15 protein-coding genes are annotated in these 14,949 nt (G+C 70.6%); 12 read left to right on the top strand and 3 right to left on the bottom strand.

The window, feature by feature from the left end; genetic code table 11:
* Positions 1-53: 53 nt before the first annotated feature.
* From ACFWN7_RS12120 to ACFWN7_RS12095, 6 genes are all read left to right on the top strand, one after another.
* Positions 54-2,456: an AAA family ATPase gene (locus ACFWN7_RS12120; protein WP_376939059.1), complete on the top strand. Its 2,403-nt coding sequence runs from the start codon at positions 54-56 to the stop codon at positions 2,454-2,456.
* Between the two features lie 203 nt (positions 2,457-2,659).
* Entirely contained in the window at positions 2,660-2,896 is a 237-nt protein-coding gene (gene rpmB, locus ACFWN7_RS12115) for a 50S ribosomal protein L28 (protein ID WP_136708936.1), read from the top strand.
* Positions 2,896-3,063, top strand: a complete 168-nt coding sequence (gene rpmG, locus ACFWN7_RS12110) for a 50S ribosomal protein L33 (RefSeq protein WP_021760158.1) — start codon at positions 2,896-2,898, stop codon at positions 3,061-3,063. The genes rpmB and rpmG overlap by 1 nt, the downstream gene beginning before the upstream one ends.
* A 3-nt stretch (positions 3,064-3,066) precedes the next feature.
* Entirely contained in the window at positions 3,067-3,372 is a 306-nt protein-coding gene (rpsN, locus tag ACFWN7_RS12105; protein WP_376939058.1) for a 30S ribosomal protein S14, read from the top strand.
* 395 nt (positions 3,373-3,767) lie between these two features.
* Positions 3,768-4,055 (top strand): HU family DNA-binding protein, encoded by a 288-nt coding sequence (locus tag ACFWN7_RS12100; RefSeq protein WP_376939057.1) that lies wholly within the window; start codon positions 3,768-3,770, stop codon positions 4,053-4,055.
* Positions 4,056-4,188: 133 nt separating this feature from the next.
* A complete protein-coding gene (locus ACFWN7_RS12095; RefSeq protein WP_376939056.1) occupies positions 4,189-6,165 on the top strand; it encodes a cytochrome c oxidase assembly protein in 1,977 nt (658 codons plus the stop codon).
* Positions 6,166-6,239: 74 nt separating this feature from the next.
* Here the strand turns inward: ACFWN7_RS12095 and ACFWN7_RS12090 are convergent, their stop codons facing one another.
* The gene (locus ACFWN7_RS12090; protein WP_376939055.1) at positions 6,240-7,247 is read right to left on the bottom strand and encodes a hypothetical protein; all 1,008 of its coding nucleotides are present in this window, start codon (positions 7,245-7,247) and stop codon (positions 6,240-6,242) included.
* Positions 7,248-7,492: 245 nt separating this feature from the next.
* On the opposite strand from ACFWN7_RS12090, the gene ACFWN7_RS12085 reads away from it, so the two are divergent.
* Entirely contained in the window at positions 7,493-8,824 is a 1,332-nt protein-coding gene (locus ACFWN7_RS12085; RefSeq protein ID WP_376939054.1) for an ATP-dependent RecD-like DNA helicase, read from the top strand.
* A gap of 133 nt (positions 8,825-8,957) precedes the next feature.
* Here ACFWN7_RS12085 and ACFWN7_RS12080 read toward each other — a convergent pair whose 3' ends face one another.
* Positions 8,958-9,593 carry a hypothetical protein gene (locus ACFWN7_RS12080; RefSeq protein WP_376939053.1) on the bottom strand — a complete coding sequence of 212 codons (636 nt, stop codon included), beginning with the start codon at positions 9,591-9,593 and terminating at the stop codon, positions 8,958-8,960.
* 11 nt (positions 9,594-9,604) lie between these two features.
* Entirely contained in the window at positions 9,605-10,012 is a 408-nt protein-coding gene (locus ACFWN7_RS12075) for a DUF4383 domain-containing protein (RefSeq protein ID WP_376939052.1), read from the bottom strand.
* Between the two features lie 150 nt (positions 10,013-10,162).
* On the opposite strand from ACFWN7_RS12075, the gene ACFWN7_RS12070 reads away from it, so the two are divergent.
* The 5 genes from ACFWN7_RS12070 to ACFWN7_RS12050 all read left to right on the top strand — a co-directional run bounded on the left by ACFWN7_RS12070 (position 10,163) and on the right by ACFWN7_RS12050 (position 14,943).
* Positions 10,163-11,482 carry a serine hydrolase domain-containing protein gene (locus ACFWN7_RS12070; protein ID WP_376939051.1) on the top strand — a complete coding sequence of 440 codons (1,320 nt, stop codon included), beginning with the start codon at positions 10,163-10,165 and terminating at the stop codon, positions 11,480-11,482.
* Positions 11,483-11,629: 147 nt separating this feature from the next.
* A complete protein-coding gene (locus tag ACFWN7_RS12065; RefSeq protein WP_376939050.1) occupies positions 11,630-12,097 on the top strand; it encodes a DUF4383 domain-containing protein in 468 nt (155 codons plus the stop codon).
* A 77-nt stretch (positions 12,098-12,174) separates the two neighbouring features.
* On the top strand, positions 12,175-12,762 hold the full coding sequence (locus ACFWN7_RS12060) for a hypothetical protein (protein WP_376939049.1): 588 nt from the start codon (positions 12,175-12,177) through the stop codon (positions 12,760-12,762).
* 134 nt (positions 12,763-12,896) lie between these two features.
* Positions 12,897-13,733, top strand: coding sequence for a class II glutamine amidotransferase (locus ACFWN7_RS12055; protein WP_376939048.1), 837 nt, complete (start codon positions 12,897-12,899; stop codon positions 13,731-13,733).
* Between the two features lie 25 nt (positions 13,734-13,758).
* Positions 13,759-14,943: a low temperature requirement protein A gene (locus ACFWN7_RS12050; protein ID WP_376939047.1), complete on the top strand. Its 1,185-nt coding sequence runs from the start codon at positions 13,759-13,761 to the stop codon at positions 14,941-14,943.
* The last annotated feature ends 6 nt before the right edge of the window (positions 14,944-14,949 follow it).

Below are 14,949 nucleotides of genomic sequence, written 5' to 3'. Positions count from 1 at the left end.
GACGACCCCTCGGGATCGTGTCCGCCGGCTGATGCCGACGCAGAGGGGGAGTGATGACCCTGCAACCGACGATGCCGGCTCGCCCGCAATCCTGGCAGCGCGCTCCGGGGGTGGTGCTGCTCGGACCCGTGTCCGATTCGGGACTGACCCACAAGACCTGCCTCGTGCAACGCCAGGACGGCCAGGTCGTGCAGCTCTCGGAGCTGCTGAACCTCGTCCTCGCGACCGCCGAGCAGGGCAAGCCGGCCGACGAGCTCGCCCGCACGGTCAGCGCCGCGTACGGCAGGGAACTGACCACGGATGGCCTCCACCACCTCCTGGACACCAAGCTCGTGCCGCTCGGGCTGATCGAGGACGCCAACTCGGACGCCGAACCCGCCGGCAGGCTTCCCACTGCCGATCCCCTCCTCGCTCTGCGGGGGCGCATCACCCTGATCCCGGCCGGGGCCGTCAACCGGCTCGCCTCCTGGCTCGCACCGCTGTACGCGACCCCGGTCGTCGTCGTCGCGCTGGTCGCCCTCGTCGCGGTGGACGTCGCCCTGATCGTCATCGGCGACGGGTTCGGCGCGCTGCAGCAGGTGCTGGTCACTCCCGTACTCCTCCTCGGCCTGTTCGGGCTGCTCACCGTCGGCGCCCTCATCCACGAACTCGGTCACGCCGCCGCGTGCCGATACGGGGGCGCCCGCCCCGGGATGATCGGTTTCGGCCTCTACCTGGTGTTCCCGGCCTTCTTCACGAACGTCACCGATTCCTACCGGCTCGGCCGCGTCGGCAGGTTGCGCACCGACCTCGGAGGGTTGTACTTCAACACCTGGTGCGTCGTCGCGGCGGGGCTCGGCTACCTCGCGACGGGTGAGGGCGTGTTGTTGCTCGTGGTCATCGTCATGCAACTCCAGATGCTGCAACAGCTGCCGCCGACCATCCGACTGGACGGGTACTTCATCCTCGCCGACCTCGCCGGCGTGCCGGACCTGTTCGCCCGCGTCCGCCCGGTCATCGTCAGCCTCATCCCCGGCCGTGCGCCCGATCCGAAGGTCACCGAGCTCCGGCCGGCGGCACGACGGATCGTCACCGTCTGGGTGGTCACGGTCATCCCCCTGCTCGTGATCGCGTTGGCGTGGACCCTGTGGATCCTTCCCGTCATCGTCACCCAGACCGTCGCCGCGATCACGGTGCACGTCGGGTCCGTCGTGACGGCGTGGGAGCAGGGGCATCCGGCCGACCTGATCCTCGGGGTCCTCTCGATCCTGTTCCTCATCCTCCCGCTCGCCGGCCTGGCCATCGTGCTGGTGCGGCTGGCAGGCATGCTGGCACGATTCGCGACCGTCCGCCTGCGGCGGACGCGCACGCGCACCGAAGCACCCGAAAGGACGGACATCATGAGCACCATCACGCCGCTCCCCTCGAACGGGACGCAGCCGGCCGAATCGACGCTCGAGACGCTGCGACCAACGGCTCCGACGGCTCCGCCCGCCGGACTGGCGACGAGCGCAGGCGCGGAAACCCCCTCGGCGGCGCACGTGCCGGAGGCCCGCGCAGCACGCGCCTCCTTCATCGCCGAGGAGGAACGCGAGCTTCCGGCCACCGAAGGCTGGCGGGGTCTGGTCACCCGCTCGACGAGACTGGACATGCGACCCTCGGCGGCGGAACGCGACCACCGCCGACTCGTGGAGCAGGTCAGCCGGCACTGGCCCGGACCGCGCACGATCTCGGTCGTCAACGGCAAGGGCGGTGTGGGCAAGACCGTGACGACCGCGATGCTCGCCGCGGTGTTCGCGCGCAACGGCGGCACCGGCGTGCTCGCCTGGGACAACAACGACACCCGGGGCACCCTCGGATGGCGAACCGAGAAGTCCGACCACGAGGCGACCCTGCAGGATCTGCTGCCCGCGACTGATCGGCTGCTGTCGCCCTCGGCGCAGAGCGCGGAGCTCGCCCGGTACGTGCATCACCAGTCCAGCGACAAATACGACGTCCTGCGCTCCAACCCCGAGCTGCTCGCAACCAGGCAGCGCCTCACCCGTGACGACTTCGACGCCCTGCACGAGGTGGCGACCAAGTACTTCCGGGTCGTGTTCTTCGATTCCGGAAACGACGAGTCCGCACCACGCTGGCTGCGCATGATCGATTTCACCGACCAGCTCGTGGTGGCGACCACCGCGCTCGGCGAACCGGCCGAATCCGGTGCACTCCTTCTCGAGGCCCTCCGCGAGCGCGACCAGGCGTCGGCCCGCCTCGCCGAGAACGCGGTCGTGATCGTGCTGCAATCCGAGCACGACGCAGCTGCGGCAGACGCCAGGCGCATCGCCGACGGCTTCACCCCGCTGGCCAGGGCGGTCGTGACCATCCCCTTCGACCGCGCCTTGCACGGCGGACCCCTCCGCTTCGACCGGCTCGCCCCGGCCACTCAACAGGCGTGGCTCACCGCCGGGGCCGCCGTCGCAACCGGGCTGTGACCGGGCAGCCCCACGACATCCGACCGATTCGGGGGAATCCTCGGGATCGGGTAGACTGTCCCGTTGGCTGGGTACTTCCACTGCCCAGACCGCGACGACCCCCATCCTGAACCGCGAGGAATCGCGGGCATCGGCATGGGGAGCGTCAGCAGACAAGAGACCTTGGGAGGGGCATCCGCCCCTCGGTATTGGAGGAAAGACCAATGGCAGCAGTGTGCCAGGTGACCGGAGCCGTTCCCGGCTTCGGACACAACATCTCGCACTCGCACCGCCGGACGAAGCGCCGCTTCGACCCGAACGTGCAGAAGAAGACCTACTACGTGCCGTCGCTGCGTCGTAACGTCACCCTGAACGTGTCCGCCAAGGGCATCAAGGTGATCGACGCCCGTGGCATCGAAGCGGTCGTCAAGGACATCCAGGCACGTGGGGTGAAGCTCTAATGGCCAAGCAGCAGGACATCCGCCCGATCATCAAGCTTCGGTCGACGGCCGGCACCGGGTACACCTACGTGACCCGCAAGAACCGTCGCAACAACCCCGACCGTCTCGTGCTCAAGAAGTACGACCCCGTGGTGCGCAAGCACGTCGACTTCCGTGAGGAGCGCTAAGACATGGCGAAGAAGAGCAAGATCGCGCGCAACAACCAGCGCCAGGAGGTCGTCGACCGCTACGCGGCGAAGCGCCTCGAACTGAAGAAGGCCCTCGTCGACCCGAACGGCACCGACGAGAGCCGCGAGGCCGCCCGCGTCGGCCTGCAGAAGCTTCCCCGCAACGCGTCGCCGGTTCGCCTGCGCTCGCGCGACGCCATCGACGGCCGCCCCCGTGGCGTGCTCTCGAAGTTCGGCGTCTCGCGCGTGCGCTTCCGCGACATGGCGCACCGCGGCGAGCTGCCCGGCATCACCAAGTCGAGCTGGTAGCACCCGATTCACACGAAGGGCACGTCCTCCGGGACGTGCCCTTCGTCGTTCGCGGCGAGTGCGGGCCGCCGCGACGCGTCGGGGTGTTGCGCTTTCGCTCCGGGGGTGCATTCCGGCCACCCGCGCGGGCGATCCCACGCGATTCCGGCCGAAAACCACCCCCGGAGCACAGTTCCGTGCGCACAGGGTCTCGGTGACGGATGTCGCAACGCGACGCGCTCGGCGGTGCGACACACCGACGCCCGAATGCCCCGAAGTGCCGGAAATCCGCGAGTTTCCGCGGTTCTCTGCTACATTCGAGGCGGCTGAATCGGCCACCGGGGGCGGACCAACGATCGTTCCCGAGTACTCATAGATAGCTGTACCGAACAGCGGAAGTCCGAGGAGGACATTCAATGGCTGACAAGTCGCTGAACAAGACCGAGCTCGTCGCGAAGATCGCTGCGTCGACCGGCCAGAGCCAGGCCACCGTCGACTCCGTGCTCGGCGGTCTCTTCGACGCGCTCGCCGAGTCCGTGGGGTCGGGCACCAAGGTCTCCATCCCGGGCTGGCTCGCCGTCGAGCGCACGCACCGCGCCGCGCGCAGCGGCCGCAACCCGCAGACGGGTGCGTCCATCGAGATCCCGGCCGGCTACTCGGTCAAGGTCTCGGCCGGCTCGAAGCTCAAGGCCGCCGCCAAGTAGCATCCGAGACTCCCGGGGGGCGTGCGGCTGAGGCCGTTCGCCCCCTCGTCGTCTGCGGCGCAGTCGCCGGTTGACGGATGCCGCGAGTCCCGCTTCGAGGCGGCACACGGGTGGCGCCGTCTAGGCTGGTTCGGTGCCCCGCTCCGTTCGCGTGCTCGGCCCCGCCGTGCTCCTCGCCGTCGCGCTCCTCGCGACGTTCGCGGGCCTCGCGTACGGCGGTGGCGCCGCGCCGCTGCCCATCCAGGACCCGGGTCCGGTGGCTCGGTTCGGGCTTCCGGTCTCGAAGCTCATCGTGAACCTCGGGGCAGCCGGCATGATCGGCGCGCTCGTGCTCGCCGTGTGGGCGCTCACCCCGAAACGGCGTGAGTTCGATGTCGCACTCGATGTGGCTGCGGCATCCGCTGCCGTGCTCACCGTCGCGAGCGCGGCGACCGGCATCTTCACCTTCCTCGTGGTGACGGGCGAACCGCTCGACTTCGGCGAGGCGTTCGGGCAGAAGCTCGGCCAGTTCGTCACGACCATCGAGCTGGGGCAGGCGTGGCTCACGACGACCCTCGTGGCGGCGGCGGTGACCGTGCTGTGCTTCGCCGTGCGCAACCACACCGCGCTCGTGTTCGTCACCGTGCTCGCCGCCGTCACGCTGGTGCCGATGGCGCAGCAGGGCCATGCCGCCGGAGCGGCCGGGCACGACGCGGCCGTCTCGGCCCTCGGACTGCACCTCGTGTTCGTCTGCGTCTGGGTCGGCGGACTCCTCACCATCGTGCTGCTGCGGAACCGGCTCGACGACGGCCGGCTTCCCGTGGTGCTCGCCCGATACTCCACGGTCGCGCTCATCTGCTTCATCGTCGTGGCCCTGTCGGGGTATGCGAGTGCGGCCCTGCGCATCGGCACGTGGGGCGAACTCGGCACGCCCTATGGTGTGCTGGTCGTCGCGAAGGTGGCGGCGCTCATCGCCCTCGGCCTGTTCGGCGCGGCGCAGCGCCGGTTCCTGATCGGGCGGATGTCGCGCGGCGGTGCCGCGGCATCCGTCGGTCGCGACTTTTGGGTGCTCGTGGTCGCCGAGCTCGCGTTCATGGGTATCGCCTCGGGAGTCGCGGCGGCGCTCGCCCGCACCCCGACCCCTGTCACCGAGCAGACGGGCACGCTCGCGCGCACACCCGCCGAGATCCTCACGGGGGAGCCGCTGCCGCCGTGGCCCGACTGGACGCGCTACTTCACCGAGTGGAGCCCCGACCTCATCTGGCTCCTGGCGTGCGGATTCGGCATCTTCTTCTACCTCGCCGGCGTGCTGCGTCTTCGCAGGCGCGGCGATCACTGGCCGGCCTACCGCGTGGTGCTCTGGGTGGCGGGGCTTCTCCTGCTGGCGTTCGTCACGAACGGCGGCGTGAGCGTGTACGAGCAGTATCTGTTCTCGGCGCACATGCTCGGCCACATGGTGCTCACGATGGCCGTGCCGGTGCTGCTGGTGCCGGGTGCGCCGGTCACGCTCGCGTCCCGGGCGATCCGCCCCCGGAAGGACGGCTCGCGCGGCGGTCGCGAGTGGATCCTGCTCGCCGTGCACTCGAGGTTCGCGTCGATCATCGCCAACCCCATCGTGGCGGCGGTGCTCTTCGCCGGCTCCCTCTGGGTGTTCTACTATTCGCCGCTGTTCCGCTGGACGATGGTCGACCACATCGGGCACGAGTGGATGATCGTGCACTTCCTGATCACCGGATATCTCTTCGTGCAGTCGCTCATCGGCATCGACCCCGTGCCGTTCCGGTTGCCGTACGCGTTCCGGCTGCTGCTGCTGCTCGGCACGATGGCGTTCCACGCGTTCTTCGGGCTCGCGATCATGTCGGGCACGGGGCTGCTGCTGGCCGACTGGTACGGGGCGATGGGGTGGGGCACCGACGCGCTCGCCGATCAGCAGCTCGGCGGCGGCATCGCGTGGTCGATCGGCGAGATCCCGACCGTCGCCCTCGCGATCACCGTGGCAGTGCAGTGGGCGCGAAGCGACGAGAAGGAGTCGAGGCGCCGCGACCGGCACGCGGACCGCACGGGCGACGCCGAGCTGGCGGAGTACAACGCGCGCCTCGCGGCGATCGCCGAGCACGACCGGCAGGGCTGAGCCGGTCGACGGATGCCGCGGCATCCGTTCGCCCGTGGTCGGGCTGCCGTGCGGCCCTCCTCGACCAGCGGGCGCTACATCAACTGGATCGCGATACTGCCGTCGGGGCGGATGCTCGCGGTCAGCGCGAGCGTGAACGGGCGATCCTCCTCGACCTGCGAGAATTCGCCGTCGAAGAGCGACTGCACCTCGACCGAAATGTGCGCGACGCCCTCGGTCGGCGGCATCTCGAACGCGTTCGGGCCGGGCGTGAGGGTGACGAGGGGAGGGGCCACGATCGTCCAGGTGGGTTCGCCCACGACGCGATCGTCGATCTCGATGCCGAACGGGCACGCGGCGGGCTGCAGCACCGGCTGCGCCGCGCACCCGGCGAGGTAGTCGTCGACCTGCACCTGCACGCGTTCGACGAACGTCGGCGTGGGCAGCGAGGTGACGGCGACCGCGGTGCGTGCCGACGGTTCGACGGGCGTCGCCGTGGGCACCGCCTCGAGGAGGGGCGACGTGTACCCGAACTCGTAGACGGCCGGCGCGATCGCGAGGTAGGGCGTGACCTGCGTGAATGCGGCGAGCTCGTCGCCCCTCTTCGTCGCGCGCGTGTCGAGCGTGAGCGAGCCCACCGTGAACATCGGGTTGTTCGCCGCGGTGACGTCGACGACCGCGATCGGGCTCACCGAGAACTCCCATCGGCTGAGCACGCCGTAGAGCGGCGGGAGGGGTCGAACGTCGAACGTCGTCTCGACGATGGACACGTCGAGGCGGTAGCTCGCGGTGACCGAGTGCGAGCCGTCGGGCAGCGCGACATCGCTCAGGATTCGGATGTCCTCGGGCCCGGATTCGATGACATCCGAGCGGAACATCGCGGTCGAGACGTCGGCGGGAAGGCCGAGCGCGGCGAGTTCCTCGGCGTCGAGTGCCACCCCGGGGGTCGTCGACGCCGTCGCGATGTCGTCGTCTGCGACCGCGGTCAGGTAGCGCTCGACGAAGGTCGACGCGCCGTAGAAGGTCCGGTTCAGGGAACCGAGCGCGGCGAGGAACGCGCCGACGAGGAGCAGGGCCAGCATGACCCACCCGACGACGGACACGGGCGACAGCCGACCTCCACGCGCGCCCGAGCTCCCCACCCGGACAGTCTATGGGGGGTGCACGGACGGTCTGCGGCCCTACGCCTGCGCCGGATCCATCCACAGGCGGCTCCGGACTCTCTCCCCGATCGCGTCCCGGCCGGCCGTCGGCGTCGAGTCCGCGGTTAAAGTGGGAGGGCGCCCGCACGGGCGCCATCGCCGCGACGCGAGCCCGCGGCATCCGACCCCCGCTCGAAAGCGACCTCGTGCAGAACGTGACCCTCACCCGCGAACAGGCCGCGGTGTTCCAGGCCATCGAGGGCACGCGCGAGCACGTGTTCGTCACCGGGCGCGCCGGCACCGGCAAGTCGACACTGCTGAACCACCTCAACTGGCACACGCAGAAGCAGATCGTGATCTGCGCGCCGACGGGCGTGGCCGCCCTGAACGTCGGAGGCCAGACGATCCACTCGCTGTTCCGGCTGCCGATCGGGGTCATCGCCGACCACGACATCGAGCAGAACGACGCAGTGCGCAAGATCCTGAACGCCATGGACACCCTCGTGATCGACGAGGTGTCGATGGTGAACGCCGACCTCATGGACGCGATGGACCGCTCGCTGCGGCAGGCCCGTCAGCGGCCGCACGAGCCCTTCGGGGGTGCGCAGGTCGTGCTCTTCGGCGATCCGTACCAGCTGGCGCCGGTGCCGGGCGACGGCGACGAGCGGGCCTACTTCGCCGACACCTACCGGTCGATGTGGTTCTTCGACGCGAGGGTGTGGCGCGCGGCCGACCTGCGCATCTACGAGCTCGGCGAGGTGCATCGCCAGCACGACGACGAGTTCAAGATCATGCTGAACGCGGTGCGGCACGGGCAGGTCACCGCCGAGATCGCGGGCGTGCTCAACGACGTGGGGGCGCGAAGGCCGCTGCCCGAGCACGGCGCCATCACGCTCGCGACCCGCAACGACACCGTGAACCGCATCAACGCCACGCAGCTGCACCGGCTGCCGGGGCACTCGCAGGCCAACGAGGCCGAGGTGAACGGCGACTTCGGCGGGCGCGCCTTCCCGGCCGACGAGCGGCTCGAGCTCAAGGTGGGGGCGCAGGTGATGTTCCTCCGCAACGACACCGCGATCGGGCCCGACGGGCAGCGCTGGGTGAACGGCACGATCGGCACCGTCACGTCGCTCGACCGCGAGGTGCGCGTCGCCATCGAGGGCGACGAGCACGAGGTCGAGCCGGTCACCTGGGAGAAGTACAAGTACAGCTGGGATGCCGCGCGCAAGAAGCTCGAGCGTCAGGTGATCGCCGAGTTCACGCAGTTCCCGCTGCGGCTCGCGTGGGCGGTGACGATCCACAAGTCGCAGGGCGCGAGCTACGAGACGGCGATCGTCGACCTCGGGTCGCGCGTGTTCAGCCCCGGGCAGACCTATGTCGCGCTCAGTCGGCTCACCGCGCTCGACGGTTTGTTCCTCAGCCGTCCGCTGAAGCCGAGCGACATCATCGTCGATCGCGACGTCGAGCGGTTCATGGCCGGTGCATTGCGTGAGATCGGGGCGGATGCCGCGGCGGAGCCACGACCTTTCGCGCGCTGACGACGCTTCGCAAACAGCGTCAGCCGTCGAAGGGTCGTCACGCGTGGGAAGCGGGGCAGCGCGGGGAGGCCGGGCAAGGAAGCGCGGCCGGGGGAGTCATCGCCACGCAACCCCCGGCCGCCGTTCGTGAAGTTCAGTGGCCGCCGTGCCCGCCGGTGGTCCCGTGCCCGCCGGAGCCGCCGTGCCAGCCGTGCGGCACCGCGAGCTCACCCGCCTCGGTCGCCGCGAGCGCCGGAGTGGCCAGCGCCGACACCAGGAGGGCGCCCACGACGAGGCCCACGAGCGAGAGGCGTCCCTCCACGGCGGGGCGCGCCGCGGCCACGGTGTGCCGCGCCGCGTGCGGGGCGGGGCGGGCCGCGGCCACGGTGGGCCGGGCGTGCACGGTGGGGCGCACCGCGTCCGGTGCGGGTCGCGCGGCACGGGCGCTGCGGCGCACGAGGAACGCGGCGTGCCCGCCGACGACAGCGGTGAACGCGGATGCCGCGAGCAGAGGGCCCACCGCGACATCCGCCGATTCGGCAAGGCCGGTGCCGACGAGCGCACCCGACCCCACGAGCAGGGCCGCGCTCACGCCGAGCGCGGCGCGTGGGACGACGGCGCGGCCGGCCCGGAGCGAGAGCACGCCCCAGCCGAGGCCGGCGATGCCGGCTCCGGCCAGGACGACCCCCGCCATTCCCCCTGCACCGGCGGCCAGGGCGAGCAGCACGAGGCCCGCGCCGAGGGCGCTGAGCATCGGCCAGGTTCGCGCGAGCGACGCCAGTGCGTTCATGGCGCGGCTCCCTATGCCGTCGCCACGCGTGCGGACCGCTCGGCCCCCAGCCCGACGCCGAGCAGCACGATGGCGCTCGCAAGGTGCAGGAAGTGGTCGGCCGTGTTGAGTGCGAGGATGTTCGCCGCGGTGCCTGCGAGGAAGAACCCGACGATGCCGAGCAGGAGGTAGGTGCCGCCGACGACGATGTTCACGGTCTTGGCTGCCGCCGCGTTCGCGAATCCGGCGACGAGGAACGCCGCGCCGATGGCGATGTGGACGATGTTGGCCAGCGGATTCACCTGGAACAGACCGAGCAGCAGTCCTCCCTCGGTGGCGATGAATCCGACTCCGCCCGTGACGGCGAAGCCGAGCAGCCCGACCAGCACGTAGACCGCGCCGAAGACGGTTGCGACGATGCGATTCGGGGAGTTGCGCATGAGGTGCCTCCTTCGATGGGCCCGGCGCTCGCCGGGTATGAGGGTGGTTCGACGCGGTCTGGAGAACGGATTGGCATCGGTTCGACGCGAATACGGATGCCGCCGCCCATGCGGGTTACAATCTGACCGGACACATGGCTAGGGGGGCTTGTGGCTGACCGAACGGATACTCGACGGCGGCGGGTCGCACCCGTCGCCGCGCTGGTCGTCGCCCTTACGCTGTCGGCGCTCTCGGGATGCACCGGCGGGGTCGTCGACCCGGCGGCGGACTTCGATCCGGTCGACGCGCCGCTCGGCGACGAGACGACGGCGAAGCTCCAGGCCGTGCTCGACCAGGCCATCACGCTGAGCGGCTCGAGCGGCGGGCTCGCCGGGGTGTGGGCGCCGTGGGCGGGGGAGTGGACCGGGGCATCCGGAACCGTCGGATTCGGCGAGGGCTCGCCGAGGGTGCAGCCCGACGACGGGTTCCACCTGGCCACCGTCACGACCGAGATCACGTGCACGGTGCTGCTGCGCCTCGTCGACGAGGGGACCGTCTCGCTCGACGACAAGGTCGCCGACATCGTCGACTGGATCCCGTCGCTCGACGGCATCACGCTCGCGCACCTGTGCCAGGGCACGTCGGGACTCGCCGACTACTACCCGGGGCTGAAGAGCCACTTCGTGTCGAACCCCGAGCGGCCGTGGCCCGCGTCAGAGCTCGTGTCCAACGGGCTCGCGCTCACGCGCACCGGCCCGCCCGGCGAACTGGTGCGGGAATCGCGCACCGGCATCCTCCTGCTCGCGATCGCGCTCGAGCGGCGCACCGGCAGGTCGTGGTCGGACCTCGCGAGGCAGTACGTGTTCAGCCCGCTCGGCCTCGATGCGACACGGTTGCCCGGGCCCGCCGACACCGATCTCGAGGGAGTGCTCGGCGGCTATTCCGCCGCCGTCGCGCCGAATGGGGCCGTCGACTGCGCCGTGCTCGTCGACGACTCCTCGCAGTCGAGCTCGATGGGCGGTGCGGCGGGCGGCGCCGTGTCCGACCTCGACGACACCCGGCGCATCGCCGAGGCCTTCGCCACCGGCGCGCTGCTCAGCGAGGAGACCGAACGCAGGCAGTGGGCCGTCGTGCCCCTCGGCGGGGACGCCCCCGCCTGGCAGAAGGCAGGCCTCGGGGCCCTGCAGTTCGGGCCGATGCGCGGCGTGGCCGGAGAGAACGCGGGTGCGATCACGGCGGCGTTCACCGACCCCGGCAGCGGACTGACGGTCGTGGTGGCGCTCAACAACTCGACCTCGGGTGGGCAGTTCGCGCGCGAGGTTGCGTTCGCGCTCGCATCGATCGCGTCGAAGACGGATGCCGCTGCCGACCATGAGCGCCCGATGATCGAGCTGCCGTGGTCGCTCGAGCAGGCCACGACGAAGATGACGGAGTGGGCGAAGTGTCCCCGCCCCACCGAGGAGGCGCCCGAGCCGATCCAGGCCGGCTGACGGTCCTACCTCGGGCGAGCGCGCGTGCACCGAGGTGTGGAACCCCTCGCGATTCGGCCCGAACAGGAGGATCATGGGCCATGAGCGGAGCCGAGTCTCCGCAACGTCCGGCGACCAGCGCCGGGAGATGAGACGAGGGGGTTTCTCATGCATGCCACCGCCCATCAAGCCGGCACCACGCGATACGCCGGAACGCCCGTGCAGAAGGTCGCCGCCGTCTTCGGCGTCGTGTTCCTGTTCTTCGGCATCGCCGGATTCATCCCCGGCCTCACGACGGACGTCGACACCATCCTGTTCTTCGGCCACGAGTCGGGTGCGCTGCTGCTCGGGCTCTTCCAGGTGTCGATCCTGCACAACATCGTGCACCTCCTGTTCGGCGTGGCCGGTCTCTGGCTCGCGACGAGCTTCGCCGGCTCCCGCGCCTACCTCATCTGGGGCGGGGTCATCTACGCCGTGCTGCTGTTGTACGGCCTGTTCGTCGCGGGTGCCGAGCACGCGGGCAACTTCGTGCCGATCAACGTCGCCGACAACTGGCTGCACGCGGGGCTCGCCGTGGCGATGATCCTGCTCGGAGTGCTGCTCGGACGCCGCGAGCGTACGGAGGCCACCGCCTGAGCCGCCCCCCCCGCCCCGCCCGCCCCAACGTTCCAGGCCGCGTGTTCGTCTGAGGAGGTGAGGGAAGGAGCACCTCCATGCCCACCACGCGCCACATCTCGGGGCGGCATCCGTTCGCGCTCGCCGCCGCCGTCTCGGCATTCGTCCCACTCGCCATGGCCGGCTGCGCGAGCGGCGCGCCCGCCGCGCCGCCGGCCCCGCCGCCCGTGGCCGCCCCGGCCGCCGCCATCGATTGCCGCACCGAGGGCACCTGGATGCTGCTGCCGGATGCCCCGGCCACCCCCGACCCCTCGATCCCGGTGCCCGGGCGCGTGCCCGACGGGTTCGAGGCGTCCGCCGCCCTGCGCTGCTCGGTGGACTGGATCCGCGTGGAGGAGCCGACCTCGGGAGGAAGGGCGTACGTGCAGGTCGAACGACTCGAGGGCGACCTCGCACCGCTGCTCGCCGCGCTCGCCGAGCCCGACGACCCGGTGCCGGCCGATCTCGCGTGCACCGCCGACATGGAGATCGTGTCGCCGCTCTGGCTCGAGGGCTCCGATGGCACCCTCATCCCGGTGCGCTACCCCCGCGACGCGTGCGGCAAGACCAAGCCGGGCACCCACGACGCGCTCGACCGCCTCGAGGTCGTCTCGGTGCAGGACGTGCCGGTGCCGGCCGACAACTGATCGGGATGCCGCGGCGCTGGCGAGGCCGCTGGCGACGCCGCGGCATCCGCCCTACCATGGTCGAACCGTGGTCCAGCCCTGCATGGACGTCCGTGGTTCCGCTGGAGGCCGGAACGTGCAGGGAGGGTGAGCGCATGTGCAGGTGGCTGGCGTACCTGGGGGAGCCGCTGCGCCCCTCCACCATCGTGCTCCACTCGAAGCACTCGATCGTGGCGCAGTCGCTCGACTCGCCGCTCGGCGCCGAGACGGTGAACGGCGATGGCTTCGGCTTCGGCTGGTATCCGACCGACGCGGCCGCGGGAACCGAACCCGCGCTCTTCCACAGCATCGAGCCCGCGTGGAACGACCAGAACCTTCGCGAGCTCACCCGGGCGATCACCAGTCCGCTCTTCTTCACCCACGTGCGTGCCGCCGCGGGGCCGCCGATCCAGGAGACCAACTGCCATCCGTTCCGCTATGAGAACTGGATGTTCATGCACAACGGCGCCATCGCCGGCTGGCCCACGGTGAAGCGCGACCTCACCTTCGCGATCGATCCGGCGCTCTATCCGCATGTGCACGGCACGACCGACTCCGAGGTGCTCTTCCACCTCGCGCTCACGCTGGGGCTGCGCGACGATCCGATCGGCGCGGTCGGGCGCGCCATCCGCATGGTCGAGTCCGTCGGCCACCAGCACGACGTGATGTTCCCGTGGCAGGGCACCGTCGCGGTGTCCGACGGCCAGACGATCTGGGTGTTCCGGTACTCCTCGCAGGGGCGCACGCGCACCCTGTTCCACTCCGCCGACATCCCGACGCTGCGGAAGATGTACCCCGACGTCGAGCGGTTGCGCGACTTCGGCGACCGCGCGCGGGTCGTGGTCTCGGAACCGCTCACCGACGTGCCGGGGGTGTTCGTCGAGGTGCCCGAGTCGACCGCCGCGACGCTCGACGCCGACGGCTACCATCACGAGCCGTTCCTGGCCGAGTGACGCCGACCACATGTCATCATGGGCCATGCCCTTCGGACTCCGCCGCGACGTGCTCCGCCCCACGGACTCGTCGCGCGCCGATCGGGTCACGTACGTCGAGCTCTTCTTCGATCTCGTCTTCGTGTTCGCGCTCACCCAGCTCTCGGCGTACCTCTTCGAGCACCAGACGCCGCTCGGCGCGCTCGAGGGCGCGATCATGGTGCTCGCCCTGTGGTGGACGTGGGTGTCGACGACCTGGGTGACGAACTGGCTCGATCCCGTGAAGCTGCCCGTCCGTGGGGCGGTCGTCGCGTTGGCGTTCGTGGCGCTCGTGATGAGCATCTCGGTCGCCGAGTCATTCGGCGACCGCGCTTGGGCGTTCGCGGTCGCCTACGTGGTGCTGCAACTCGGTCGCACGGGATTCATCGTGTTCGCGATGTGGCGTCACGACCGGCGCACCGCACTCGACTTCACCTGCCTGCTCATCTGGACCGCGGCGGGCAGCGTGCTCTGGATCGTCGGTGCGTTGCTGCCGCTGCCGGCGCAGCTGCCGTTCTGGGCGGCGGCCCTCGGCGTCGAGTACCTCGGAACGCGGCTCGGCTTTCCGGTGCCGGGCATCGGCCGGGTGCGTCTCGAGCGGTGGGATCTCTCGGGTCAGCACATCGCCGAGCGTTCGGCGCTGTTCGTGCTCATCGCCCTCGGCGAGGGGCTGCTCGTCACCGGCTTCGCGTTCGTCGACCTCGACATCACCGTCCCGGCGACCACGGCGATGGTGATCGCGTTCGTCTCGGCGGCGGCGATGTGGTGGGTCTACTTCGACCACGGCGAACGCATCGGTTCCGAGGCGATCGAGGCGGCGGATGCCCCGGGCCGCCTCGTTCGCACGGCCTACACGTACGTGCATCTGCTGGTCATCGCCGGCATCGTGCTGACGAGCGTCGGCGACAAGGAGCTGCTGAAGCATCCGGCCGAGCAGAGCGTCTCGGCCGTCGTCACGGTGCTCGGCGGCCCGTTCCTGTTCCTCGTCGGAACGCTCTGCTTCCGGCGTCTGCTCGAGCACCGCTGGGTCGCGCCCCACCTGGCCGGCATCCTCGGACTCCTCGGAGTGGCGGCCGTCTCGCCCGTGCTCACTCCGCTTGCCGTCGGCGGCGCGTCGACCGCCGTGCTGGTGGCCGTCGCCGCGATGGAGACCGTCGACCGGGTGCGGCGGGGCCGGCGTAGCGGCGGCTGAGGCTCC

The sequence above is a fragment of the Agromyces sp. NPDC058484 genome, assembly GCF_042720415.1.
Lineage (GTDB): Bacteria > Actinomycetota > Actinomycetes > Actinomycetales > Microbacteriaceae > Agromyces.
Note: the sequence above shows the minus strand (reverse complement) of the source record. Positions and strands in the feature narration are given on the sequence as shown.

Coding starts and splice junctions, on each gene's coding strand:
- ACFWN7_RS12100 (WP_376939057.1), top strand. CDS start 3,768: ATGGCTGACAAGTCGCTGAACAAGACCGAGCTCGTCGCGAAGATCGCT.
- ACFWN7_RS12065 (WP_376939050.1), top strand. CDS start 11,630: ATGCATGCCACCGCCCATCAAGCCGGCACCACGCGATACGCCGGAACG.
- ACFWN7_RS12055 (WP_376939048.1), top strand. CDS start 12,897: ATGTGCAGGTGGCTGGCGTACCTGGGGGAGCCGCTGCGCCCCTCCACC.
- rpmG (WP_021760158.1), top strand. CDS start 2,896: ATGGCCAAGCAGCAGGACATCCGCCCGATCATCAAGCTTCGGTCGACG.
- ACFWN7_RS12120 (WP_376939059.1), top strand. CDS start 54: ATGACCCTGCAACCGACGATGCCGGCTCGCCCGCAATCCTGGCAGCGC.
- rpsN (WP_376939058.1), top strand. CDS start 3,067: ATGGCGAAGAAGAGCAAGATCGCGCGCAACAACCAGCGCCAGGAGGTC.
- ACFWN7_RS12080 (WP_376939053.1), bottom strand. CDS start 9,593: ATGAACGCACTGGCGTCGCTCGCGCGAACCTGGCCGATGCTCAGCGCC.
- ACFWN7_RS12075 (WP_376939052.1), bottom strand. CDS start 10,012: ATGCGCAACTCCCCGAATCGCATCGTCGCAACCGTCTTCGGCGCGGTC.
- ACFWN7_RS12050 (WP_376939047.1), top strand. CDS start 13,759: ATGCCCTTCGGACTCCGCCGCGACGTGCTCCGCCCCACGGACTCGTCG.
- rpmB (WP_136708936.1), top strand. CDS start 2,660: ATGGCAGCAGTGTGCCAGGTGACCGGAGCCGTTCCCGGCTTCGGACAC.
- ACFWN7_RS12060 (WP_376939049.1), top strand. CDS start 12,175: ATGCCCACCACGCGCCACATCTCGGGGCGGCATCCGTTCGCGCTCGCC.